Origin of the sequence: Shewanella indica, from assembly GCF_033842865.1 — a bacterium.
GTDB lineage: Bacteria > Pseudomonadota > Gammaproteobacteria > Enterobacterales > Shewanellaceae > Shewanella > Shewanella indica.
In genome coordinates this window covers 106978-132437 of record NZ_JAWXXR010000001.1, presented here as the reverse complement: position 1 = coordinate 132437, position 25460 = coordinate 106978, and the positions used below count along the sequence as shown (strand labels likewise).

The 25460-nt window shown below is 51.3% G+C and carries 22 protein-coding genes and 2 pseudogenes; 8 read left to right on the top strand and 16 right to left on the bottom strand.

Annotated features, from left to right (window positions below):
* Nucleotides 1-21: 21 nt before the first annotated feature.
* From SIL79_RS00585 to SIL79_RS00555, 7 genes and pseudogenes are all read right to left on the bottom strand, one after another.
* A complete protein-coding gene (locus SIL79_RS00585) occupies nt 22-1317 on the bottom strand; it encodes an AAA family ATPase (RefSeq protein ID WP_319618894.1) in 1296 nt (431 codons plus the stop codon).
* A gap of 2556 nt (nt 1318-3873) precedes the next feature.
* Nucleotides 3874-4923, bottom strand: a pseudogene (locus SIL79_RS00580) (transposase).
* A gap of 84 nt (nt 4924-5007) precedes the next feature.
* Nucleotides 5008-5388: pseudogene (locus tag SIL79_RS00575) on the bottom strand (transposase); the annotation flags it as partial.
* A 670-nt stretch (nt 5389-6058) separates the two neighbouring features.
* Nucleotides 6059-6220, bottom strand: coding sequence for a hypothetical protein (locus tag SIL79_RS00570; protein WP_037437387.1), 162 nt, complete (start codon nt 6218-6220; stop codon nt 6059-6061).
* Between the two features lie 164 nt (nt 6221-6384).
* Entirely contained in the window at nt 6385-7701 is a 1317-nt protein-coding gene (locus tag SIL79_RS00565) for an RsmB/NOP family class I SAM-dependent RNA methyltransferase (protein ID WP_319618893.1), read from the bottom strand.
* Nucleotides 7702-7818: 117 nt separating this feature from the next.
* Nucleotides 7819-8490: a glutathione S-transferase family protein gene (locus tag SIL79_RS00560; protein WP_039034737.1), complete on the bottom strand. Its 672-nt coding sequence runs from the start codon at nt 8488-8490 to the stop codon at nt 7819-7821.
* 28 nt (nt 8491-8518) lie between these two features.
* On the bottom strand, nt 8519-9139 hold the full coding sequence (locus SIL79_RS00555; protein ID WP_319618892.1) for a glutathione S-transferase family protein: 621 nt from the start codon (nt 9137-9139) through the stop codon (nt 8519-8521).
* Nucleotides 9140-9323: 184 nt separating this feature from the next.
* On the opposite strand from SIL79_RS00555, the gene SIL79_RS00550 reads away from it, so the two are divergent.
* Nucleotides 9324-9896: a TetR/AcrR family transcriptional regulator gene (locus SIL79_RS00550; RefSeq protein WP_071476619.1), complete on the top strand. Its 573-nt coding sequence runs from the start codon at nt 9324-9326 to the stop codon at nt 9894-9896.
* Between the two features lie 61 nt (nt 9897-9957).
* Here the strand turns inward: SIL79_RS00550 and SIL79_RS00545 are convergent, their stop codons facing one another.
* The gene (locus SIL79_RS00545; RefSeq protein ID WP_039034740.1) at nt 9958-10632 is read right to left on the bottom strand and encodes a DUF2461 domain-containing protein; all 675 of its coding nucleotides are present in this window, start codon (nt 10630-10632) and stop codon (nt 9958-9960) included.
* A gap of 180 nt (nt 10633-10812) precedes the next feature.
* Between SIL79_RS00545 and SIL79_RS00540 the strand changes: the two genes are divergently transcribed.
* The 6 genes from SIL79_RS00540 (at nt 10813) to SIL79_RS00515 (ending at nt 16659) form a co-directional block, all read left to right on the top strand.
* Nucleotides 10813-13056: a TonB-dependent receptor domain-containing protein gene (locus tag SIL79_RS00540; RefSeq protein WP_319618891.1), complete on the top strand. Its 2244-nt coding sequence runs from the start codon at nt 10813-10815 to the stop codon at nt 13054-13056.
* Between the two features lie 99 nt (nt 13057-13155).
* Nucleotides 13156-13728, top strand: a complete 573-nt coding sequence (locus SIL79_RS00535; protein ID WP_319618890.1) for a PhnA domain-containing protein — start codon at nt 13156-13158, stop codon at nt 13726-13728.
* Nucleotides 13729-13872: 144 nt separating this feature from the next.
* Nucleotides 13873-14427 carry a MarR family winged helix-turn-helix transcriptional regulator gene (locus SIL79_RS00530; protein WP_071476615.1) on the top strand — a complete coding sequence of 185 codons (555 nt, stop codon included), beginning with the start codon at nt 13873-13875 and terminating at the stop codon, nt 14425-14427.
* 387 nt (nt 14428-14814) lie between these two features.
* Complete coding sequence (locus tag SIL79_RS00525) at nt 14815-15477, top strand: hypothetical protein (protein ID WP_039034743.1); 663 nt, start codon at nt 14815-14817, stop codon at nt 15475-15477.
* A gap of 12 nt (nt 15478-15489) precedes the next feature.
* On the top strand, nt 15490-16080 hold the full coding sequence (locus SIL79_RS00520; RefSeq protein ID WP_162207055.1) for a Crp/Fnr family transcriptional regulator: 591 nt from the start codon (nt 15490-15492) through the stop codon (nt 16078-16080).
* Nucleotides 16081-16140: 60 nt separating this feature from the next.
* Complete coding sequence (locus SIL79_RS00515; protein WP_233962722.1) at nt 16141-16659, top strand: YgjV family protein; 519 nt, start codon at nt 16141-16143, stop codon at nt 16657-16659.
* On the opposite strand, the gene SIL79_RS00510 is transcribed toward SIL79_RS00515, so the two are convergent.
* The 8 genes from SIL79_RS00510 to SIL79_RS00475 form a co-directional block, all read right to left on the bottom strand.
* Nucleotides 16656-16907, bottom strand: a complete 252-nt coding sequence (locus SIL79_RS00510) for a hypothetical protein (RefSeq protein WP_028778989.1) — start codon at nt 16905-16907, stop codon at nt 16656-16658. The two genes, SIL79_RS00515 and SIL79_RS00510, sit on opposite strands and share 4 nt — an antisense overlap.
* Nucleotides 16904-17140 carry a hypothetical protein gene (locus tag SIL79_RS00505; protein ID WP_101055448.1) on the bottom strand — a complete coding sequence of 79 codons (237 nt, stop codon included), beginning with the start codon at nt 17138-17140 and terminating at the stop codon, nt 16904-16906. Before SIL79_RS00505 ends, SIL79_RS00510 begins: the two co-directional genes overlap by 4 nt.
* Before the next feature lie 101 nt (nt 17141-17241).
* Nucleotides 17242-18543 carry an NAD(P)/FAD-dependent oxidoreductase gene (locus tag SIL79_RS00500; RefSeq protein WP_025889419.1) on the bottom strand — a complete coding sequence of 434 codons (1302 nt, stop codon included), beginning with the start codon at nt 18541-18543 and terminating at the stop codon, nt 17242-17244.
* 433 nt (nt 18544-18976) lie between these two features.
* A complete protein-coding gene (locus SIL79_RS00495) occupies nt 18977-19342 on the bottom strand; it encodes a hypothetical protein (RefSeq protein ID WP_039034746.1) in 366 nt (121 codons plus the stop codon).
* A 327-nt stretch (nt 19343-19669) separates the two neighbouring features.
* The gene (yiaY, locus tag SIL79_RS00490) at nt 19670-20818 is read right to left on the bottom strand and encodes an L-threonine dehydrogenase (protein WP_233962723.1); all 1149 of its coding nucleotides are present in this window, start codon (nt 20816-20818) and stop codon (nt 19670-19672) included.
* A 350-nt stretch (nt 20819-21168) separates the two neighbouring features.
* Nucleotides 21169-21999 (bottom strand): putative beta-lysine N-acetyltransferase, encoded by an 831-nt coding sequence (gene ablB, locus SIL79_RS00485; RefSeq protein ID WP_071476612.1) that lies wholly within the window; start codon nt 21997-21999, stop codon nt 21169-21171.
* Nucleotides 21996-23450 carry a sodium:solute symporter family protein gene (locus SIL79_RS00480; RefSeq protein ID WP_071476611.1) on the bottom strand — a complete coding sequence of 485 codons (1455 nt, stop codon included), beginning with the start codon at nt 23448-23450 and terminating at the stop codon, nt 21996-21998. The genes ablB and SIL79_RS00480 overlap by 4 nt, the downstream gene beginning before the upstream one ends.
* Nucleotides 23451-23453: 3 nt before the next feature.
* Complete coding sequence (locus SIL79_RS00475) at nt 23454-24641, bottom strand: KamA family radical SAM protein (RefSeq protein ID WP_071476610.1); 1188 nt, start codon at nt 24639-24641, stop codon at nt 23454-23456.
* A gap of 271 nt (nt 24642-24912) precedes the next feature.
* Here SIL79_RS00475 and SIL79_RS00470 point away from each other — a divergent pair, with 271 nt between their 5' ends.
* A complete protein-coding gene (locus tag SIL79_RS00470; protein WP_039034750.1) occupies nt 24913-25425 on the top strand; it encodes a MarR family winged helix-turn-helix transcriptional regulator in 513 nt (170 codons plus the stop codon).
* The last annotated feature ends 35 nt before the right edge of the window (nt 25426-25460 follow it).

Sequence of the window (25460 nt, the reverse complement as noted above, 5' to 3'; positions counted from 1 at the left end):
TAAATGCTTTGTTATAAATTTTTAATTCCCGTCTTCAGGAGCAACATTACTAGTGAATGTCTTGAACGCTTCATTTAGTAGTTGCATCATTTCTTTTTGGGACTTTTTCTTAGCCGAGCGCATCTTCTTATCTTGTTCTTCGAAATAAGCCAAAGCAAATGCACCATAAAAAGGATTTGAAAAACTGTACTTCCAAGAGTTTTCATCAAACTTGATTAGCTCACCGAAGTCTTCTTTCTCTAACTTCGCTAAGTCTGCTTTAAGTTTGTTCTTAGTTATTTTTATATGATGTTCAGCTGCCCACTCGAGTAGACTGTCAATTTGAGCCCCATCTTGTTCTTGATGCGCGACGATACGTAAAGTATTTTCCACTGAATTTATTGTCATAGCTTTATCAAACGATTTTTTAATCGTGTCTTCTACACTTTTAATGTACCGCTTCAGAGCTTCTTTAAGATCAGTGTAATCAAACTCAAAAGGCTGAGGGACCGTTTTCTTAACCAGTGCAGCGTCACACATGAAATAACAAAGTTTATGGCAAATTGAACCAAGGCCATTGGAGTAGTGAATTATTTCATCTTGTAGTTTTTCTGGGATGACAACATTCAAAGCTTCGCAACCTTTTTTGATAATTTCTCGTATTTCGTCATTGTTCATCAGATGTACTTGAAATTCAGAAATTCGAGTATTCATTTCTGCATCAGTTTCCACAACCTCACGAGCTGAATTTACAGCGCCGATTGCAATAACTTTTAAATCTTCATGCTCATCTGACAAGTTAACAAACACTTTCATCATTTGGGCTAACTTTTCTTTCTCTTCGCCCTCAATTTTATGAAAATCTTCTAGTACCCAACAGTACCCAGCCTCACCTAAAAGTTTTGCTAATCGTTGTGGCGTGAGTTGAGGTGGTAAGTAACGTTTTTGCTTATGCGCTTGCCCACTTTCAATACTAGCTTGTAACTGAGTTTGAATAGCTAGATAGTTAGCTTTAGCTCTACCATTTATCGATGACTTAACATTATTAGTTACTTCATCAACATAAAACTCACCCAGTTCATCAAATGCATCCAGAACAACCTCTTCAAATGTCATCCCTTTCATACAATTTGTGGTTATTTGTTTTTCATAAACTCGATGTAAAAGGTTTTGAACTAATGTGCTTTTTCCTGATCCAGTATGTCCAAAAACAACCAATTGAGTGCCAGGCAACTCTAGTGCTGTAACAATATCGTCATTGAATTCATCACGATCCACAAACGTTATTCGTGCAGGTCTGCTCGGTGTGAAAACTTTCTTTAATTCATGTATTTCCAATTTACTACTCTTTTCCAACTAAGTTGATTAAATTTCTAACAGCTGTATAGTGCGCATGCGCGTTTTAGTCCTCGGAGGAGTGTAAACGCGCATCGCTATCTGTTTGTATTAGCTGGATATAATAGAGTTTAGCCCTAATATCCCTTGCAGCTAAACGCGCATGCGCGGTTTCTAAACCTATTATCTACCAGCTGTATTTTTAACGTTATGAATTTAATAGCATTTCCTGCAATGTTACGGAAATAACGCGCAAGCTTAGCTGCAAATTCCCGGCATTTTGCCCGGAACGTCAATAATACTGTATAAAAATTCAGTTCTGAGGCGCTTGTCATGAACGCTCCAGGTCCTATAAAAGCCGAGTAAAGCCATAGCTACCGCACGGGTCCAAACTCTGTTCGTCCCTACATTCCGTTGAAAACGGAAAAGTGCTGCTTCTGGCCTTAAGCTTAAGAAAGTGCTAAAACTAAGTGTTTGAATTGGTTATACAATACCCAGTACTAAATTTGAAAACAATTAGCCAAAGGTCAAGTTTTTGACAAAGGCAACAAAACCCTGGTTTAGTTTGTTTTTGAAGCAGAATTGACTGGATTGGAAACCCAAAGCGACTTCCCCCAGCTAATGCTGGGTGTTTGCATTATTCCTCGTTTTCGACGGTCACAGTTCAACCAGTGCTGCAAATATGTGTATGTCTTTGGGCTATACACGATTTCAAATTCACCTAATCATCAGGAACCTCAAATGCTAAAGGTATACACTTTGCCCGCTCGAAGCGGCCGCAGGGCGTTGATGACAATCGCGTAGCGAGGCATGGATGCCGAAGCAGCGCCAGTCGAATCAGGGATGAGCGTCTGGCGCGATAGCGAATTGGCATCAAAAGCACAAGGGGGTTTCCGCTGCGTCGCGGGTCGCTGGGGGTTTGGAAAGGGGGCGAGTCGATACAGCCCCCTTTCCTCGGGTGTGGGGCGAAGCTCCACGACTTTAGGCCGCTGGCACAGCGGCTATCATAGCTTCCAGCTAAAAGTTCCTAAGTTAGTACTGGCCGAGCTTCGGGCCACGGTGTAGCCAATCACCTGCGGTGCGCCTTTCGCACAGGCGATCCTGTGACATGGCGAGAGTTGCGCAGCAACATGCTTTCGAGCGCGAGTCATGGATGACGAGCTGGCCGTTAAACAGGGACGTTGTTCAAGTACATCCCTGTAAGCTCTGCTTCGCCATCCCTGGCTCGGAAGGTCACAGTTCCGCCTGTGCCTAGAAATGAGGTGTATGTCTGCAGAACTCTCAAATGTTTCCAGCTACTCAGCGCTAACAGAATTGCACCAGCTCCCCTTCGGAGCCGCCGCTGGCGTTGTTGCAAATTGGCGTAGCCGAGACAGGGATGTCGAGGCTCGAAGGTCGAGCAAGGCGAATGTTGCGAAGCAACAAGTTCATGAGCGCGAGCCAAGGAAGGCGAGCTGGCCGTTATGCATGGATGCATTTGGCGAGTCCTGAGTGTAGCCAATTTGCTTCATAAGCCAGTGGGGATTTCGGTTACGTCGGGGTGTCCTTGGGGATGCAAGGGGCTTTGGACAAGCAAAACCCCTTGCCCGGTGTGGTTTGGCGAGAGTTGCATAGCAACGTGCTTTCGAGCGAGAGCCAGGGATGGCGAACTGGCCCTTGTGCATGGAGGCATTTACACCACGACTTTCGGCCGCTGGCACAGCGGCTAACATAGCTTTAAGCCAAAACTCACCAATAAACTAGGTCTTAGCTTCTGGCTAAGCAGCTGCCAATCACCTGCGGTGTGCTCTCGCACAGGCGATCCTGTGACTCGGCGTGAATACGTCCATGTAGCCTCGACGAAAACGTCCCTGCTTTCGACGGTCACAGTTCCGCCTGTGCCTGGAAATGAGGTGTATGTCTGCAGACATTTCAGATGTTTCAAGCTACTCCATTTTTTACAGAAAAAATCAAGCCACCCACTTTAAAACAATAACTTAATCTTCTTTCGGTCTGCGTTCAAGCACCGCTAGGGGATTTGAGCACCCGGAGGTAGAAAGATATCCGTGAGTTGCAGAGGTTTGATGAAATCGAACCGATTTCACGCAAAAATGCGAGATTTGAGCCGTGCTAGCCCTACCCATGGTTCAGGGGATTTCAATGACTGCGGTTGAGATAGAGTGGGGTTCAAGCCGTTTGAAAGTACTGGCAACTGGTTGCAAAATGCCGTCGTCGCTTCTCCAAATGTTCGCAGGGCCAAAAAATCAAGCCACCCACTGTAAAACAATAACTTAATCTTCTTTCAGTCTGCGTTCAAGCACCAGTAGGGGATTTGAGCAACCGGAGGTCGAAAGAGGAAAAAATCAAGCCACCCACTTTAAAACAATAACTTAATCTTCTTTCAGTCTGCGTTCAAGCACCGCTAGGGGATTTGAGCACCCGGAGGTAGAAAGATATCCGTGAGTTGCAGAGGTTTGATGAAATCGAACCGATTTCACGCAAAAATGCGAGATTTGAGCCGTGCTAGCCCTACCCATGGTTCAGGGGATTTCAATGACTGCGGTTGAGATAGAGTGGGGTTCAAGCCGTTTGAAAGTACTGGCTACTGGTTGCAAAATGCCGTCGTCGCTTCTCCAAATGTTCGCAGTAACAGCTGAGCTCTTGCAAGGTGCCTACCGGTCCACGAAATAGTCTTCCAAATTCAGTGGTAAGCTTGAGCCAGTTCTCATGAGGGATATTCAACCGCGTCAGTAGCTTGGCACTCTTTTCACCTATCGCGCCACGTTTATCATTGCGAATACAGCGCCCGGTATCATCCACCAATTCAAGATAATCCTTGAGCCCAAACGTAATACCACAGGGCTGATTACTGCATTCATTACCGATAAAGGGCAGTAACCTGGCGGGTTGTTCGCATTTCAATGCTGCCTGAATACGTAGCCGAATGCTGGTATGCGCCGACTGCTCAGGCGTATCCGCCATCTTGGCTCTGATGGGATTGAGGTCAACGTAAGCCATGCAGGTTAACACCGCGGCTTCATCCAGTAAGGCTTGCGACTTAAATCTTCCTTCCCACAAATTTATCCGGAATAAATTTGAACAGCTTTAGCTGGCCCGCAGGGAGAGCGCCAGGGATGGCGGCGAATAGAATCGGCCGGTACAGTTATCTTCCTGATTGGCTTGACGCGCTATCGGTTCGTTGAGACAACGCATGAACCAACTGATGTCACATAACCTGCTGCGAAAAATCGCGATAGTATGCTTCAGCCTAGGCACTTCATACGCTTCAATCAGCTCACCCTGGGTGAATTTGCGGGTCAACTCATCACCTTTGAACAGCTTGTGCCATTGCTCAAGCACTTCTCTGTCTGTCCATCGGTTTGCTGTCTCTATATCGATATGCAACACCAGATGCAGATGATTACTCATGATGGCGAATGCCGCCACATCAATGGCAAAAGCAGCTTCCAGTTCAAACAATAACGATTCCACCCAACCACGGCGGTGGTCATAATTCTTACCCGAGTAGGCATCATCACCACACAGAAAGGCTCGCCGCACCACGCGGCTGCAACAGTGGTAGTAGGGCGTATCTTCAAGGCTGATTTGAGTTCGGCGAGGGCGCGGCATAATAACCTCCTTGTTAAATGCTTAAACAAAGCATAGTCGGAAGCTAACTACCGCGCCATTAATGCTGGGTGTCCATTTTTTATTCGCGATAGTATGCTTCAGCCTGGGAACTTCATGCGCTTCAATCAGCTCACCCTGGGTGAATTTGCGGGTTAACTCATCACCTTTGAACAGCTTATGCCATTGCTCAAGCACTTCTCTGTCTGTCCATCGGTTTGCTGTCTCTATATCGATATGCAACACCAGATGCAGATGATTACTCATGATGGCGAATGCCGCCACATCAATGGCAAAAACAGCTTCCAGTTCAAACAATAACGATTCCACCCAACCACGGCGGTGGTCATAATTCTTACCCGAGTAGGCATCATCACCACACAGAAAGGCTCGCCGCACCACGCGGCTGCAACAGTGATAGTAGGGCGTATCTTCAAGGCTGATTTGAGTTCGGCGAGGGCGCGGCATAATAACCTCCTTGTTAAATGCTTAAACAAAGCATAGTCGGAAGCTAACTACCACGCCATTAATGCTGGGTGTCCATTTTTTATGTTGAAGTAGCGCCAGTCGAATCAGGGATGAGCGTCTGGCGCGATAGCGAATTGGCATCAAAAGCACAGGGGGTTTTCCGCTGCGTCGCGGGTCGCTGGGGGTTTGGAAAGGGGGCGAGTCGATACAGCCCCCTTTCCTCGGGTGTGGGGCGAAGCTCCACGACTTTAGGCCGCTGGCACAGCGGCTATCATGGCTTTAAGTCAAAACTCATCAATAAACTAGGTCTTAGCTTCTGGCTAAGCAGCCGCCAATCACCTGCGGTGCGCCTTTCGCACAGGCGATCCTGTGACATGGCGTGAATACGTCCATGTAGCCTCGACGAAAACGTCCCTGTTTTCGACGGTCACAGTTCCGCCTGTGCCTGGAAATGAGGTGTATGTTTGTAGAAATATAAGCAATTTTAAGCAACGTTATTTTTGCAGAATTGCACCAATACCCCCTTCGGAGCCGCCGCTGGCGTTGTTGCAAATTGGCGTAGCCTAGACAGGTGAGTTGACGCAGTGCACAAATGGGGCTTATTCGCAGCTTATTCGCCCTTTCCTAAGCCCCTTTGTTGTTGATTGGTTTTCTTGAGATTAAGCCAAGATTATTTCCATTTATCTCTGAGGAACTCAGGCTCCATATATTCGTCCGGATAACGTCTCTTGCTGTCCCGGCGGCGTTGTTTGACCCGTTTGTTCTTTTGCTTACCTCTGACATGATCTCCCCATGGAGCATCGTTGTCATCGAAATCATAGTGGTTTGACATGGTCCATTTCCAATAACACAGTGCATAATAGGTTGCACCGCTCCTTTTTACCTAAAGCGCCGGTTAAGCTAAAGTGAGAAATTTAGCGTCTCAAGGTAAAAATTATTGCATGTCTGTCCCCGATTCCCTGTCCCGATTCCCTTCGGGCATTAACCTGACTCTTGCTAGCCTTGTTTACGAAAACGAACAACAAACATCCCATCGGCATTGGCTTCAAAGGGCCAAATCGTCAAATACTGCGTCTGTTCACCGCTGAATGGGTGGCTGAGCGTTTCCAGAGTAAACTCGGGCCGCTTGGCCAGGAAGGCATCGACCACCTGGCGGTTTTCGCTGTCCGCCAGTGAGCAGGTGGCGTAAACCAGAGTGCCACCTGGCTTGACCGCATCGCAGGCGCGGCTGAGTATGTCGAGCTGCAGCGCGGGTTTATCGCTGATGGCCTGGCTGTCATCCAACCAGCGCATGTCCGGATTTCGGCGCCAGGTGCCGGTGCAGCTGCAGGGGGCATCGACCAGCACGCCGTCGAAGGTTTCTCTGGCAACCGGCAGGGCATCGCTGCGCCAAGGCGCAACCTTGATGTTGAAACCGGCGCGTTTGGCGCGTTTTTCCAGTTCATTGAGCGCAGCCGGGCGGATATCCGAGGCGGTAATAGTGCCAAAAACGCCTTTGGCGGCACTATCTTGCTGCATCAGCGAACTGAGTTGCAGGCTCTTGCCACCGGCGCCGGAGCAGGCGTCCCACCAGTTTTCATTGGCTCTTGGGGCGCAAACCTGGCCTATGACCTGGGAGGCCAGATCCTGCACTTCAATAAACCCTTCTTTATAGAGTCTGATTTCATTGAGGTTGATACTCTTGCTGCCAAGGCTGATGGCGTCATTGAAGACGGGAGCGGCGCTAGCATCGACTCCGGCGCTTCTGAGTTCGGCCAGGGCCTTGGACTGCGGCATATTTTGCACCCTGGCCCAGATAGGCGGGCGACTGCAAAGCGCGTCTATCAGCAGCTCTTCCCGGGCCGCTGGCAGCGGCGCCACGGCCTGCCAGAACCAGTCCGGCGCCAGGTCTCTTGCCAAGACATGTTGGCCAGAGACCTTGAATACCAATGCGGCGGCGGCTTTGGGGGCCAGAGCCTGCTCAGGCAGGGCGAATGACTTGCCCACTTGTTGCTGCCAGGCACTGATAATGTCCGTCCAAGGGTGAGCTTCTATCGCCGCCGCCAATGCCAGGCGCTGGAACCACAGGGTTTGCTCATCGGTAGCTTCAAGTTGTTGTAACCAACCCCACCAACGAAACAGGGCAAACAGGGTTTCCCGAATGACCTTTCTGTCCTTGGAGCCGTGTTTCTTGTTGCTGCGGAAATAGTTCGCCAGCACCCGATCGGCACTCTGGCGACTGTCGAGGATTTCAGTAAACAGAGTGTTGATGGTGTTGGCATAACTGGCGGCACGTTTTTGGGCCGGAGTCAATGAAGGGCTTGGCGCGGTCAAAGGTTTCTCTGCATCAAGTGTGGATAGCAATGGCGCCAATATTAACAGAAGTGCCGCGGCCTGTCCCCGGCACCTTGTTTTGCTAATGTTTGCTAATGGTTACCACACGACTCAGACTTAGCGGGTAACCATTTGCGCTATCTGTTTGGCCCTGTCTTCATCGCTTAACTGGTCTCTGGACTCAGGGGTGACTATGCCTTTTTGACAGGCCGGGCGCTGGGCCAGCGTATCGAGCCAACGTTGCAGATGAGGCAGGCCTTGAATATCTATGCCGCTCCAGTCGTAAATCCGTACCCAGGGCCAGGTGGCCATATCGGCTATGCTGTACTCATCACCGGCCAGATAGGCATGTTTGGCCAACTGATTATCCATCACCTCAAACAGACGCCGGCCCTCTTTTTGATAACGCTCTATCGCGGCCGGGATCTTCTCCGGAAAATAACGGTAGAACACATTGGCTTGTCCCATCATGGGGCCTACGCCGCCCATCTGGAACATCAGCCATTGGATGACCTGGGAGCGCTTCTTGGCATCTACAGGTAAGAATTTCCCTGTTTTTTCAGCCAAGTAAAGCAAGATAGCACCGGATTCAAACACCACGAAATCATCGTTATCCCTGTCTATGATGGCCGGGATCCGGCCGTTTGGGTTAATGGCTAAAAACTCGGGTTGTTTCTGTTCATTGGCACTGAGATCCAGATGGTGTACCCGGTAGGGCAAGCCCATCTCTTCCAGGGCAATACTGATTTTAAAGCCGTTGGGGGTGGCGGCGGTATAGAGTTCAATCATGTGTGTCTCCTAGATTTTATCCTTGCTTTTATCCTTGTTTTGGCTGGCTCATTGCCGGGCGTTGTCCGGTTTGCTCATACCAGCTCTGCAGCACAGGGAAAGGCTGCAGGGAAATCTGCAGATTTTTGATGAATCCCAATAAGATATAGGCGGTGATATCGGCAATGGAGTAGTTGTCACCGGCCAGATAAGGGGATTCACTCAGGCGCTGCTCCAGCAGAGGCAGGAAAGATTCCAGGCGCTTGCGGGATTCTTCGCCCCAATCTTGAATGCAGGTTTCCCGGTCGCTGTAGATGCCGCTGATATTGCGAAATGCCTGAAAGGCAGGTAACAGCCCCTGCAGTTCAACGATGCGCTGCCACATCTCCACCTTTGCTCGCTCCAGCGGCGTGTTGCCAAAGAGCTTGAGCTCGGTAGGGAACAATTCGTCGAGATAACGGCAGATGGCCACAGACTCGCACAGATAACTGCCATCATCCAGCTCCAGCAGCGGAATGCGGCCATTGAGACTCTTGGCCTTGAATTCGGCCGAGAGATTTTCTCCGCCGCGAAGATCGACGTTTATCCGCTCGATATCTATGCCTTTCTCCGCCATGAAAATACTGACTCTGCGGGCACTTGGGGTAGGTCCGAGTTCATACAGCTTCATCTATCTTTCTCCATCTGTCTTGGGTCGTTTAGTTACTTTTCCTGGTTTGGTTTCAGGAAAATGTATTCAAATCTTTTTCGGAACGATCGTTTAGGTTAGACTTTAGGGATATCAGAACGATCAGTCAAGAATTAATTTGGCTAAATATACAGCACGTCATTCGCTGAAAACGTTTGGGAGCAGTATGGCAAGAAGTTGCAATTTTGACCGGCAAGATAAGCTGAAATTGGCAATGGAGCTCTTTTGGCAAAAGGGCTATGCCGCCACCTCAGTGGCGGATCTGGTCGAGCATCTGGGGATCAACAGATTCAGTCTCTATAACACTTATGGCGACAAGCTGAATCTGTACCGGGAGGCGCTGCGTCTGTATCTGCAGCAAAACTCTTTGCCAGCGCTCGACAGCCTGCGCGCTGAAGGCGCAGGGTTACAGCAGGTAATTGATTACCTTGAACAGTTTGTGGCCCTGCAGCGAGAGCAAAAATACGGCTGTTTCCTGCAAAATGCGCTGCTGGAGATGAGCCTGGAGGATGCTGTCGTACAGCAAGAGAGTCGGCACTTGTTTGACTCCATCAAGGAGGCGTTTGCCAAGGCGTTGACCCACGCCAGAGAGCGCGGCGAGCTTAACAGTGACAATACCGAGGCGCTCGCGGCCTGGTTACTGTTGCAACTGCAGGGGATTCGGGTGCTCGGCAAGGCCGGTTTGCATCAGGAGTTGCAGCAGGCGTTGAGTGTGATGCGCGCTCAGCTTGGACGTTGAGCCAGATTCTACCTGGGCAGTTTAAGCTCGGGTACGGCAATCAATAATCCAGGAACAGACATCAATAATCCAAGTCCAGGGCAAAGCACAGATAGCGCATCAACGCCTGGGTGTGTTGGAACTCACTGGCACAGAAGTCGACAAAATCGCTGCGACAAACCTGCTCTTTTGTCAGCATCTTAAGCGCCACAAAGTCTTTGCGTTTCAATTCGTTTATCAATGGGTGGCTTTTATCGAACCCCTTGGGTGGTCGCACCAGGCTGTCACCGTCCATCGTAAACCCATGGCGCTGTAATTCCTCCAACGCCTTACTGTAGGCGCGTGGGTTGTCGTCGATACATTGTCTGATGGCGCCGAGCACCTTGGATTCGGGGCGCCAGATCCCGGCAGCGATAAAGCAGCCATCGTTGGCCAGATGCAGATACAACCCGGGAGCGTGGACATCCTTACCCTGAAAATGGCGAAACTGGATCCCGACATTGAGCTTGTAGGGCGACTTGTCGTGACCAAAGCGAGTGTCCCGCTGTGGCCGCATCAAACTGCCTCCGACCTTCTTGGCGATCGCTGTCAATCTGGGAGACAAGGCCTGAATAGGCTGCTGCATCTGTTCAATAAACGCCAGTGCTGGCCCCCTGAGCAGGGTTTCATACTCATCCTGATGTTGCTTGAACCAGGCCCTGTCGTTGTTGTTTTCCAGCCGGGTCAGAAAGGCAAAACCTTGTTCGCTGAAGCTCATTTTTGTTCTCCATTTTCTTCACGGCGATATCTCAGGTGAAAGCCTGTTGTGAGTCAAGTGGTTTTACATTTTTAAAACAAAGATAACCAAATTGGATCCTGTGTAAATATCGGTGAGAATAATTCTCATTTGTCGACTTGATTCTTATAATGCCGCCTTATTTTTAAGGGGAGATGATAGATGACAAGCGAACAATCCCGGCGAATGGCGCCGAGCGGCAAGCTGCTATTACTGCTGTGTGCCTTGGCGCCCTGGCCCTTGCTGGCCGCCACTTCTCAGCCGTCCAAGAGTGGTACCAGCGTGCTGGGTGAACCTAAGGTGGAAGCGATAGAGATCATAGAGGTGCGTGGCCAGCCTTTTCGTCGGGAACTGACGCTGACCCGTCCGGGCGAAGCCTTGGTGACATTGGAGGACATAGAGGAGCAACAGGCGGGAAACTTTGCCGAAGTGCTGGACACTGTGCCCGGCATCACTCTTGATGGCGGCCCCCGCAGCGGCGGTGAGAAAATCAATGTCTGGGGCTTTGGTGAGACAGAAGATCTCAATGTCTATGTCGACAACGCCCCGGTCGGGTTTGAACAGTATCGCTACGGCTCTTTCTTTATCGACCCGGATATGGTCAAGCGAATTGAGGTGATCAAGGGCGCCCACGATCCCCGCTCCGGCAATGGTGGTTTCGGTGGCTCCATGTATGTGGTGACCAAGAGTGCCGATGATTTTCTGGATTACGGCAAAAGCTTGGGCGCCAGAGTCAAGGCCAGCTATGCCGATAACAACGGCTTGGAGACTTACACTGGTACGCTTTATGGCCGCTTGAACTCAGGGCTGTCGGCACTTGTTAACTACAGCTATAAAGATGCCGGCGATCTTGAGCTGGGCAATGGCCAGGTGTTTCGTTTCTCAGGCTATCGGCAAAACAACCTACTGGCCAAGCTGGATTATGAGTTGGGGGCGCACAAGTTGTCTTTGAGCTATACCTCCTACGATGATGAAGGCCGTAAACCCTGGGCCAACCGCCGCGGCGAAATGCCCACTGTATCTGAGTTCAATATCAAAAAGTACGGCTCTTTTGAGGCGGCAGAATACGCCAATACCGCCCTCAACAGTTATAAAGACAGCACAGTTTCACTCAACTACCGTTATACACCGGCCAGTCCGCTGTGGGATCTGCAATTGGCGCTGTCCAGCAGCAGTAACGACAGGCACTGGGTAAGGCCCCAGATAGCCTTCGATAAGATGTTTGTTTCTGTAGGTAACTTTGGCCACGAGTCCTGGCTCGAATACGACAGGGACTTTATCGATATCAACAACACCAGCCAGTTGGGTGACCACTTGCTGACTGTGGGGCTGCAGTATCGCTCGCTCGATCGCCGCTCATTGGTATTCAACAAGAGTTATCAGAACAAGGCGGAGAAAAACTTCGGCCTGTACACGCCTTACTACCAGCCTGGAGGTCGCCAGGATACCTACGCCTTTTATATCAGCGACAGCATTGCCCTGACGGATAACCTCATCCTAAAACCATCGTTGCGGTTCGACAGTATTTACAGCATAGGCCATGGCAATCTGGCGCCGGATTACAACGACCCCAGTGTCGGCCATGATTTTTCCTCTACCCGCCACAGCGGTTGGTCGCCAAGGCTTGGGCTGGAATACCGTCTCGGTGATGTCAGCTTCCTAACCCTGGATTATGCCTACAGCCTGCAGGCACCTGTGGTGGATGAGATTTACGCGGTGCAATATGCCAAGGCCAGTAGTGCTCAGGCGACCAGTCGCGGGATAGATGTCGAGCGGCTGCACGCCTATAAGCTTGGGCTGAGCAGCGCCTTTGATGGGGTCTTCGCCGGTGATGACAGGCTCTCGACCCAACTGACTCTGTATTGGAATCAGGGAAAACAGGATATCGCCCAGCGCAAAGGACTCTGGGTCGACAAGAGTCAGCCATTTGAGAGCGGTTATGTGAATCTCGACGGCTACCATATCTACGGTGGCGATTTCGAGGCTCAATACCGTTGGCACGATTGGTTTGCCGACTATACGGCTTCCTATACCCGCGGCAAGCACAGCGGCAGCCTGCGTGACAGCAGTGGCAGGGATGAAAACCTGGCAGACATTCCTCCGCTCAATATGCGTCTGCACCTGGGATATTACCTGACTCCTGAGCTGTCGCTCTCCTGGCGTGGCAGTTGGTATGATGCGCAGCAGAAGGTGCCGGATGAGGGCCTGTTTGTCAGCGACAGACCCAGCCAGGCCTATTTTCTGCAGGACTTGTATCTCGCCTTCCAGCCGGAAAATATGTTGCAGGGGCTTGAGCTGAGGCTGGCGCTGCGTAACCTGACCAACCAGTATTACAGCCCGCATTTGGCTGACGGCATTGCGGCTCAGGGACGGGATATTCGCCTTAGTATGGCGTATCATTTCTGATAAAACCCCAGTTATTTTGTGCTTTTGTGAACTGCAAAACTGATCAAGCTCTGATTTTGCGGCATAATGTGCGTTTTGCCTGACCGAAGAATATTAGTGATGACTTCAGAAACTGAATTGCAAAGCCGCTGTGGCGGGAAATGTGAACTCTGTGGAGCCGAAGGCGCTCTGTCTGTCTATGATCTGCCTCACTCGGGTGATCGCACCGATAGTGACATTATGATCTGCGCTACCTGTGAAGGCCAGATTACCGCTCCGGACACCATGGATGTTAACCACTGGCGTTGCCTGAACGACTGTATGTGGAGTCAGGTTCCTGCCGTGCAGGTCATGGCTTATCGCATGCTCAAGCGCCTCAATGGCGAGAGTTGGGCTCAGGATCTGCTGGATATGCTTTATCTGGAAGACGATCTCAAAGCTTGGGGCGATGCCGAGTCTTTGGCGGCCGAGAGCGATGATTCGGCGCCGACACTGGACAGCAATGGCACTCAGTTGGCCGCTGGTGATAGCGTGGTGATCATTAAAGATCTCAACGTGAAAGGCACCAGCTTTGTGGCCAAGCGCGGTACCGCCGTGCGTAACATAGCTCTGACCAATAACCCTGAGCATATCGAAGGTCGGGTCAATGGCACCCGCATCGTTATCCTTAGCTGTTATGTGAAGAAATCATAAGGGGAGTAATTCGCCTCTTTACTGATTGATTCAGTTAAAAACGCCGCAGAAATCGATTTCTGCGGCGTTTTTGCTTTTCAGGCTTGGGAATAGCCGCTTGCTGACATAATATTCCTTATAAAGAATCTTGCTATAGAGATAGTTATGTCGCAGGAAGAGCTAAAAACACAAACCCACAAGCCACAAGCCCACAAGCCGCAAGCCGCAGATATCAAGGATGGCGTAGATACCATAGTCAGCCAGTGGTTGGTCGCCGGGGTGACTGACGACCTGCAGCCGATGGAAGTCTTTGGCCGCCTGGCCAGGATCTACAAATATATAGATGCTGAAATCCTCCGTTGCCATAGCGAATTTGGCTTGCGTCAGGGAGAGTTTGATGTGTTGGCAACCTTACGCCGCAGCGGTGAGCCATACACTCTGACTCCGGGGCAATTGCACCAGAGCATGATGCTGACCTCAGGCGCCATGACCAGCCGTTTGGATAAGCTGGAGCAGAAAGGATTCATTTGTCGCAGCCACAGCACCGAAGATCGCCGCGCGGTGAATGTACGATTAACCGCCGAAGGCAAGGCCAAGGTTGAGGCCGCACTGCCTGCTCATATGGCGACTCAGCAGCAGTTACTCAAGGGTGTATCTGCCAAAGACAGGCAGAAACTGGCTGCGCTGCTCAAGGGCTGGCTGGCAGAGCTTGAGTCTTGAGCCATCTATCTTGAGCAAAGTTAACCTTCCGTCCTTGGCGGAGCCGCGAGGCTCCATCAGTGCGCTTGTTTTGTTAATTAATGCACTGCGTGGGCCCTCAATAGCTGAATCACCAGTTGCCGAACTTGAGTTCTCAACGACCAAGCTGTCTGCTACTGTATTTGATAAATTAATGATACTGAATCTGGTTGGCTGAAACTCATTGGCACGTACTTTTGATGGTTACCGCTTCAGTCATAGGTTGGCGTTTCAACGGATATTAAATATTGCGCTCTTGACTGAACCCGGGCTGACAGGAATTCAGATCCCGGCTGCGGCCATTGGGCTTTGAGGTTAAGGTAGCTCAATGTGCCGATATGGTTGTTTTTGGTGTTAACAGGATGAATTATGAAGCTGTTTATTCGTGTGGCTGTAGTGTTGGGGCTGGTGTTTCTGGCGGTGATTGCGCTTGGGATCTACAGGTTCAACTTCACCCAAGATGACCTCTATGTCAGGGAAAACGATATGGTGCGTCCATTGGCTGAATTTGATGGTGGCGCTCAAGGTGTGATGCAGAGGTTGTTCAGCCTGGATACCCGAGAACAGTTCAGGATCCGTTTGCCGGACAGCAATAAGTTAGTCACTCTCACCGGCTTTAAAGAAGAGCAGCATCTGGCGTTTGGCGAATATCAGGATGAAGTGGTTCGTGGGGAGGTGTTGCTCGATTACCGTAAGCTGACTCCCTTAAACTTGCCCGGCAATGCCGAATCCATGCAGTTTGTTGTTCCGTTCGCGGTGACAACCCAGGGCTCAGGTGTGTTCTGGTATTTGGGCATGTTCAGATTCGACTATCAAACCGGCGCCATTGCGCATCTGGCCAGCCAGTTTCTCGGCGACCGAATTGAGATTGAAGCCATTACTCCCAAAGAGCCGTTCGACCCACCTTACAGCGTGACTCTGGCGCTGAAGACCCGCACCCAGGAGCAATCTATGGCCGAAGTGCCGGGCGAGTATGTGGAACGTACTTTCTTTGTGACACTTACTTCGATTCTGCCGTCTTCTTCCCAATAGGCGCCCGACTGAATGAGCCATGAATCTATGTCTCATCAGGCCGCTTTCCGGGCGCTGACAGACTTTTTCCTTGAATTGGGGCTTGAACCCAGTGCTTTGGCGCCACTCTTGGATAAGGCTCAGCTGAAAAGTTGTCAGGCAGGTGAGGTGCTGCTGGCACAAGGTGGCAAACAGCAATCGGGCTTTTTATTGCTCAATGGTCTGCTGCGGGCCAGCCACTATCTGAGTGATGGTCAGCAGCGCTGCAAAGAGTTCTATTTCCCTGGCGAATTTTGTCTGCTTTACAGCAGTTTTCTCAGTGCTGAGCCTGCCCGTTATCAGCTTGAGGCACTGGAAAACAGCACTCTGGTGGTTGTGCCCCTGAGCCTGTTTGAGCTTGGCGGGTTTCAGCGCGCCGAGCTTTCATTGCTGCGTGCCCAGCTGCGTTACAAGGAGCAGAAAGAAGCTTTTCTATTGCTTAAGTCGCCAGAGCAGCGCTACCTGTGGTTAAAAAATCACTGGCCACACTGGATAAGCGCCCTGAGCCAGGTGCAGTTGGCCAACTATATCGGCATCACCCCAGAGAGCCTCAGCCGTATTCGCCGGCGTCTTAACCTAAGTTAATGCCATCGCCTCAATGGCACAGCACAATAGCGGCCGGTTTCAATCTTCCGGGATGTAGTGTTGTCCATTTTTGTTATTTCACAGCTGTTGGTCACTCTGGCGCTGTTTAGCGATCTTTTGTCATTCCAATTCAGGCACAGACGCGCCGTGCTCGCTTGTCTGGTGGTGTCGGGCCTGCTGATCGCGGCGCATTTTATCTTGCTTAACCACTGGAGCCCGGGCATTTTAATGTTGGTTGCCAGTGTCAGATTCTTTGTCAGTATCTTCACCGTTGACAGACGTCTGATGTGGCTGTTTATGGCCGCTTCGGTCACGGCCGTGGCCGTGAGTTTCAATCAATGGCTCGACCTTTTGAGTCTGGCCGGCAGTTTGTTGCAGACCAGGGCGGCCTTTTGCCGTGATGACAAAGGATTAAGGGAGCTGATGTTCGTCGGCAGCGGTTGCTGGCTGCTGAATAACATCCTGTTGGGTTCGCCGATGGCGGTATTGATGGAGTCTGTGTTTATCGGCAGCAATCTGTTGGGGTACTACCGTTTCTATCTGCGCCGCAAAGGCTCGGCGCCCGCACAAGGGGGCTAATTCATGCGCGCCTTGCCACCGATAATCTTGAATGCAGGCACGCCGCGGATCAGTGCCTGACGGGCGAAGACCTGGCCGCAGCCGGGGCAGGTACAGGGCGTTTGCGTATGATCTGTGAGGATCCGTTCGACAAAACATTTAACCAAGGCGCCTTTGCCGCCCTTTCGATATTTGAACAGTTTTGCTTTGCAGCCGCAGCAGATGATTTCCACCGTCTGTTGCGGTCCTTTTTTATTGGGCTTACTCACTTGCCCGGCAGTTCGGTTTCCAGCTCAATATCTGTGCAGCCCTTGGGGCAGCGGATGCTGGCAAGCTCTGAGGTGGATTTTGCCGGTGGCAAGGTGGCACTCAAGGCTTGTTGGCATTTAGGGCAGGGCACTTTTTTACCGGCCAGCAGTTGTTTGATCAGATTCTTCTGCGCCTTGAAGGACTGGGCGCTGCTTTGGTTGATATTGGAAAAGTCGGTGGATTGAGCTGTCATAGGCAGTATCTGAATTCGTCTGTTACGGGTAAATAAGTCTGCAGCGATTATAGCCTCGCCGGCGTGACAAATAAAAGAGGGGGCGCCTGGCGCCCCCTCTATCAATGCAACTTGAGGTGGGGATGGATTATCCGGGTTATCCCCTTGGCAAACATCAGCAGGGTGCCCTTGACCACGCCGTGCAGCTCTATCAAATGGCGGCGATAGAGCGAGGTATAGACAAATCTGGCTATTTTGCCTTCGACCATGACGCCTCCGCCAATGAAAGACATCAGGTTGCCGACTGTGTGGAAGCGCGACAGGTTCACCAGTGAACCGAGATCCTTGTAAAGGTACTCTTTCGAGGGCGTCTTGCCGCTGAGCATGGCTATGATGTTATCCGCAGTCATCAAGGCCATCTGCCTGGCGGCCTGGCCTCTTGGCGGCACCCAGCTGCCGTCCGGCTGCGGACAAGCGGCACAGTCTCCAATGGCAAAGATATGCTCATCCAGCGTGGTTTGGGCATTGGGTTTGACCAGCAGCTGATGGATATGATTGCTTTCCAGGCCGCCAATACCGTGGAGAAACTCAGGCGCCTTGACCCCGGTGGACCAGATCACCATATCGCTCGGGATCTCTTCGCCTTCACTGGTTGTCAACGCTTTGGCCGTCACCTGGGTGATACGGGTATTGGTCATCACCCGGACCCCCAGAGTGCTCAGCTCTCTGGCGACTGCCGCCGAGATCTCTTCCTTTTCCACCTTGGGCAGTATTCGTTTGTCGGCCTCAATCAGGGTGACTTCCAACAAGCTGGTATCTATCTTGTAGCCAAAGCCTTTGAGCTGATCCACTGCGTGATGCATTTCGGCCGACATCTCCACTCCGGTGGCACCGGCGCCGACGACGGCGATTTTGATCTTCTCATCCAACTGTTGATGGCTGGCATAACGCATAAACTTGTTCAACAAGCGCTGGCGGATGGCCATGGCCTGCTCTGTGTTGTCGAGGAAGACGCAGTGTTCCCGCACCCCGGGAATATTGAAGTCGTTGGCGATACTGCCGATGGCAACCACCAGATAGTCATAGTCGATGCGCCGTGATGGCAACAGCTCTTCACCTTTGTCATCACAAATGGGCGCCAGTATCACCTGCTTGGCTTTGCGGTCTATGTCCGTCATGGCGCCTTGTTGAAAGTGATAGCCGTGAGCGGCAGCGTGACTGCGGTAACTGATGGCATCAACCCCGACATCCAATGCGCCTGTGGCGACTTCATGGAGCAGGGGTTTCCAGACATGGCTGTCGGCGACATCGATAAGCGTGACTCTGGCCTTGGCTTTGCGGCCCAGTTTGTGGCCCAGTTTGGTGGCGATCTCCATACCACCGGCGCCGCCGCCGACGATGACGATATTGGCTAACTCGTGCATTTAATGGCTTTCCTGTTGCAGATTTAAAAACAAATTCTGTTATTCCGGCGGGCGAACTCGGTCGCCCTGATTTGCATCAACCCCGCAAGGCCTGAATGATTGAGATCTTTAGACTTTGGCCCGCGCTGGAAAGTCTAGCAGTGGCAGGGTTTGCCAACAATTGGCCTAAAAATGGTTTATATCTGGGGTAAGTTTGAGTTTTCTTTTATTAGCTTTTGAAAAATAAGGAAATGATTTTCTCAAAAATGATATTATCTATCGGATTTGTGCCAAAATGAATTGAATATCTGTGATCTATCGCCGTTGTCCGTAGTAAATTTGTGAGCTGGCGCTTGTTTGGCCGTATCTTTACCAGCAATGACAAGAATACGGCCAATTGAGAGTCTGCCTATGGCAGCTTGATTGACTCAGGGGTAATCAGCTCCAGGGCGGTTCAACCCAGGCTTTTCAGGCGAGTCTGGCAGTCCTGGTATATGTGCTCAACTATCTCCTCAACAGAGGTATCTTTGGTGCACTTGTCGATAAACACTTTAAGCGTGATCAGCGCATGGCCGGCGGATTTTAATCTCTCGCTGATCATGGCGAAGTAAGCCTCCTCCTTTTCCGCCTTACGCACCACTATGTTCTGAAAACAAAATACTCTGTTACCTGAGTGAGCATGCCACTTACTGAGTCGGTCGAGGGCGATTTCTGCCGAGTGATTGATTTCGATGTGATTGCGCCATGTGGCTTCGGCGCTCTGATCTTGGTAGTGGGGGCAACGAACTGTGTAATTGATTATCTGGGTAATGGCTGTCATAAGGGATCCTGCCTGGTTGATTCCTGAATTTATCATAGGGGCTGAACTAAAAATCGGCCACTGTGACAAGGGTTACAAACGCGGGGGTGTACTCCTTATTGCTTGCTGCTCTTAATCTCATTTAGCCTGTATTCGACAGAAATAAACCGGGGACAGATCTCAAAATTTAGCTGTTGCCGAATAACCGTCGAAATGCTGAGCTGATGGGCTTGGAAGCTTGAAGAGAGTGTTGACAGAAAGAGAAGAGGCCCGCTCGGTGAGCGGGCCTCTTGTACAGCTTTCTCATTGCAGGGAAAAAGCGGACGCTGAAATTATATTACAAATGTATCAAAGTGCGTTAGTGAAAATTTGGCAAATTTCCTCGTGAGTCGCCTGTTTGGGGTTGGTAAAGCCGCAGGCATCTTTTAGAGCATTATCTGCAAGCACAGGAATATCTTCGGCTTTTACTCCGATTTTTGTCAGGTTTTCAGGGATTTTTACTGCCGAAGCCAATTCTTTAATCGCCTTGATTGCTGCCGCAGCACCCTGTTCATCACTCATGGCACTGACATCAACACCCATGGCTTTGGCAACATCTTTCAGTCTTGGTGCCGCCACTTGAGCATTGTATTCCTGCACATAAGGCAGCAAGAGTGCGTTACAAACGCCATGGGGCAGATCGTAGAAACCACCTAACTGGTGCGCCATCGCATGTACATAACCCAGGCTGGCGTTGTTGAATGCCATACCGGCGAGGAACTGGGCGTATGCCATCTGCTCACGGGCCTGGATATTGTCACCATGCTCTACCGCATTGACCAGGTTGGCGTGAATAAGCTCAATAGCCTTGATGGCACAGGCATCAGTGATGGGGTTAGCTGCTGTGGAAACATAGGCTTCTACCGCGTGCGTCAGGGCATCCATACCGGTTGCCGCGGTCAGGCTGGCAGGTTTTTTCAGCATCAGCTCTGGGTCGTTGACTGAGATGATGGGGGTAGTGTGCTTGTCGACAATGGCCATCTTAATATGGCGGCTTTCATCTGTGATGATGCAGAAGCGGGTCATTTCACTGGCGGTGCCGGCTGTTGTATTGATAGCCACTAAAGGCAACTGGGGTTTGGCCGACTGATCTAAGCCTTCATAGTCTTTGATGGAACCGCCATTGGCTGCAACCAGGGCAATACCCTTGGCGCAATCATGTGGTGAACCGCCACCCAGGGAGATTACGAAGTCACAGTTGTTGGCGCGCAACAACTCAAGGCCTGCTTCCACGTTGCTAACGGTTGGGTTGGGTTGAACGCCATCGAATACAGTGGCGCTAATGCCTGCCTGACCCAGCTTTTCGGCGATCTGTCCTACCAGACCTATGTTGACCAGAGGCTTGTCTGTCACTATCAGGGCTCGTTTGAATCCCAGAGTTTGGATATCACCGATAGCATCGTCTACAGCGCCCTGACCCAGGACGTTTACTGAAGGGATAAAGAATTTAGCAGCCATAAGTTCACCTGTATATGCTGTTGAAAATGAAATCTGTATCTCTCTTGATGTCAAATTACCAACTCATCTGACCAAAAAGCGTGAGGTAGCGCTAAGAATCGCGCCAAAAAGAAAGAAAATTAAGAGAGAACTGAAACTAAGTGACATAAAAGCTGTTTTTATGACACAGATGCGGATAACGCCTTTCCTTCCATGGTGGCTAGGGTTCCTACGGTCACCATATTATCCCTTAACAAGGGGAGGGCTATTAGTCGAAAGCATGGAATTCTCTCGACAAAGACCCGTATTTATATTGGGTAATCGAACCTTTCCGTGGTAGACCGACTCATTAAGTACCACATAAGTGGTAGCTAAACAAGTAATTTATGCCAGAGGTTCATGCTCTCTATCTGACCACCTATTTGGGTATTGAGGTGCAGACGGCCGCCATAGCGGTAATCTGCTGCGGCAAAGGTACGGTTCATACCAACGGAAACGGCTCTGGCTATGGTATAGGCGGTTCGGTAGCCCTGGTGGAGTATTGCTTGTTCCATATGTGCCAGCAAGGCTCTGGCGCAGCCCTGTCCGCGGGCCTGTGGCAAAGTGGCGAAATCTGTCATTTCTGCACTGAGACTCTTGGGATCTTTTTCGGCAGAAGCCAGGGCTATCAGCCGCCCTTGTTGGCGGATCCCAAAGTAGTCGACATTACTGGCCATGTTCTGCCGTAAAAATTCCGGATCTTCAATGGGGAAGGGGTAGCTGGGAAACACCTCGCTATAGAGCCTGGCCATCTGTGGTAGGTCCTCTGCCCGGCAGCGACTGACCTCGGCCGGTGAATGGAATTCAGGCTTGATATCCGCCCTGGCGCGCTCCAACAGGGTATCCAACTCCGGCATGGTGCGAAATTGCCTGGTTTTGTCCTGGTAACGGGCGAGAAATACGGCATCCCGGCCTTGATAAAATCCTGGGATCCTGGCTTCTTCGCTGAAACCATATGCCAAAAACAGACCGGCCTTGTGCTCAGGTAACTTGGCGATGATCTTGCCGTAACCATGTTGCAGCGCCATAGCATTCAGCGCATCCAGTAAAGGGCCGGGTTCGGCATTACCAAGGGAGATTAAATAAATGCGATCATTGGCTGGGCCATGCTGGATGTGGGCGCCGAGTAAGTTGAGTTGCTGATCAAATTGAACTTGGGTCATGAGTGTGAACTGTCCTGATGCGAGGTGAGCCGGGGCTTGGGAGCTGGTTGGTGAATGATGTTGACCAGCACCAACAAACCGGCGGAGACCAAAATGCCATAGATACTGGGATCTAGACCGAGTTTAGCCAAGCCATCCGGCAGCTTGAGCAGCTCTGTCAGTAGTGCCAGCGCCGTGAGGCCACCCCCTAACATGGCGCAAAGTGCCGCCGTGGAGCTGACTCTGGGCCAAAACAGCGCCGCCAGAGTCGGGACAAACAGTCCGGAAACCATAAAGGCATAAGCATAGAGAATGGCATCCAATACCTGCCTGGCCTGACTGGCGAGGTAGATGGCCGCCAGCCCCAGCAATAGAGTGGCAATCATCGACAGTCTCAGGGTGTTGTTCCCTCTGGGATCCAGCCCGAGCAGATCTTGGGTCAGGTTGCCGGATGCCGCCATCAGGCAACTGTCTGCGGTGGACATGATGGCGGAAAAGTATGCCGCGATAATCAGCCCGGTAAAGCCCATTGGCAAGAGATCGCGGATCATCGCCGGCACCGCCATTTCACTGTCCATATGTGGCAACATGACTCTGGCGCACATCCCCAATAAAACACCGGATATCGCCATCAGGGGATATTCAAGCACCCCGGCCAGATACCAGGCGCGCTTGGCGGTGGCGCTATCTTTACAGGCAAACATTCGCTGATAGAGAGTCATGGCAATCAGCCACACAGGTGTGATGGTGAGTAGCCAATTGATGGCCGTGATGGGATCTATGGCGGTCAGTGACATATGGGACGGCGGCAGATTGCGGCTCAACCCCTGCCAGCCACCGACCTCTACCAGAGCGTAGGGCAGGGTAAAGCCAATCAAGCCCAGCAATAAAATGAGCCACTGAACGCTGTCGGTATAGATAACCGCCTTGAGGCCCCCAAATACAGTGTAAAGTATGGTGGTCCCGCCTATAACCCAGAGTGCCAATTGCAGCGGCGGCAAGGCATCGAAGCCCTTGGGCAACAGAGTGGCGGCCGCCAGTTTGGCGCCGGCGAGGATCTGCGCGCCGGTAAACCCCAGATAACCGATACAGGAGATCAAGGCGGCCAACATGGCGACTCTGGCCCCGAATCTGTGCTTGAGCAGATCCGGATAGGTATAAAAGCGCTCGCCCTGCTCCAGACGTTTGACCCTGGGAATAACAAACACAGCAGATAACCAGGCCCCCAGCAAACCGGTAAACAGCAGCCAGCTGCCCGCCAGCCCCATACTGAAGCCGAGACCGGCAAGACCTATGGAAAATCCACCGCCCACATCCGTGGCGGCAATGGAAAAGCCCACGTGCCTGGCTTTGATGTTGCGGCCACCGAGATAGTAGTCATCGCCGTCACTGTGGCGTTTGAAATGGAAGTAACCAAACCCCAGTAAACCTACGAGATACGCCAGGAAAATTCCATAGTCCAATGCGTGCATGGATCACTCCTGTAGCAGGAATGATACGTCGGCGCTGCGCCCCTCAAAGTTGGTGGCTATCAGACGCTCGCCTTCCGGGCCTGTTTGCCTGCGGACATATTCCGGCTGCACCGGCATTTTGCCCAGGCCGCCGACGCCATCGACGATAAAGGTGGGAATTGCCGGGCCGGATACCCAGCCGCGGATGCCGTGATAGATTTTCAGCATTCGCTGATAACTGACCTGAAACTTGCTGTTGCCCGGCGCCGGATCCATGGCATAGACGTAATAGGGACGTATGCCTATGGATACCAACTCCATTACCAGTTCCTGCATAGTATCTATGCTGTCGTTGACGCCTTTGATCAGCACACTCTGGTTGCCGAGCATGATGCCGGTTTCCCTGAGCATGGCGATATGTTTGCTGAATAAGGGGGTGATTTCTCTGGGGTGGTTTACTTGGGTGTTGATCAGTGTGACTCGGTTACGCTTCAGTACCCGGCACAACTCGGGGGTGACCCGGGTAGGAAGCTGCGCCAATAAACGGCTGCCGATACGCAGAATTTTCAGATCCGGTCTGGCCTCTCGGATCATCGACAGAATCTCATCCAGCTTGTCATCTGTGAGCAGCAAAGGATCGCCGCCCGACAGGAGCACGTCCTGCACTTCTGTATGTTGGCGCAGATACTCCACCGAACGACGGATCCTGTCCATGGAGATCACATTGAGCGGATCGGACACCATGCGCTTGCGGGTGCAGTGGCGGCAATAGGAACCACAGATGTTATGCACCAGAAACAACACCCGGTTGGGATACCTGTGCACTATCGAGGTGCCTTCCGGCATCATGTCATCTTCCGCCAATTGATCGCCCATTTCATGGGGGGCGACCTCCAACTCATCCTGCTCTGGGACGTACTGCAACCGAATCGGGCAGTTGGGATCATCTTTGTCCATCAGCTGGGCTATATAGGGGGTGATCCTGGCGGCAATCACTTCATAAACTTGGTCATCGACCGCGCGAATATTGTTGAATACCTGGGACAGTTGTTTGTCATTCTTAAAGCTCAGCGACAGGGTTTCTCGCCAGGGGCGATTGGCAACATCAAACTGCATCAGCGCCTGATGGCTGGAAAATGGCCGCTTCTCTGTGATGACTTTCAGTGGAATAGGATTTTCTTCGCTCTTGTACTTCAGGCTGGTGGCCGACATGGGGATAGTCCTTTTCTGATAATTAATGCTCGATAATTGATTTGAGCTCTAATTGTTAGCTATCTAATGATTACACTATGAGGTTTTTGTATCAACAAAAGATGAATAATTTGTTGGTCTAAAGTTGCATTTGGCGGTGCTGACATTTTGGGAAATTCAGCTATTGAGTAGATGGGCTATGAGTTTGCCGGGCTTTTCTGATAAGCTGGCGCCTTTCGGCTACCTGTGATTTCAGTAGCCCTTTTCGAACCAGTGTGAGTAGGAAGTATTCATGGAAAAGTATGAGCAGTTATTAATCTCGCTGCGCAAAGTGATCCGCGCCATCGACCTGCATTCCAGGCAGCTGAGCAAGCACTCGGGCCTCACCGGACCGCAGCTTATGGTGATGCAGAAAATCGCTTCCATGGGATCGCCGCTAGCTAAACAGGTGGCGACCGAGATCAATCTGAGCCCTGCCACCGTCACCACCATCATCGACCGTCTGGAAGCCAAGGACTTGGTCATACGTCAGCGCAGCCAAACCGATAAGCGCAAGATACACCTGTTGCTGAGTGAGTCCGGTGTTGCCTTGTTGGGACAGGCGCCCAAACCCTTGCAAGAGCACTTTATCAAGCGCTATCAGGCGCTGGAGGCCTGGGAGCAGAGCCAGCTCTTGTCTGCGGTGGAGCGGATTGCCACCATGATGGATGCCGAAGAGCTGGATGCCGCCCCCATGCTGCTGGTGGGACAAATTCAGCCGAGCGATGAGCCGGAAGCTGTGACCCCAAAGCAAACCAAGAGCTGAGTTTTCCTCTTTACAAGCGGGTCGCCGTCAGCGAC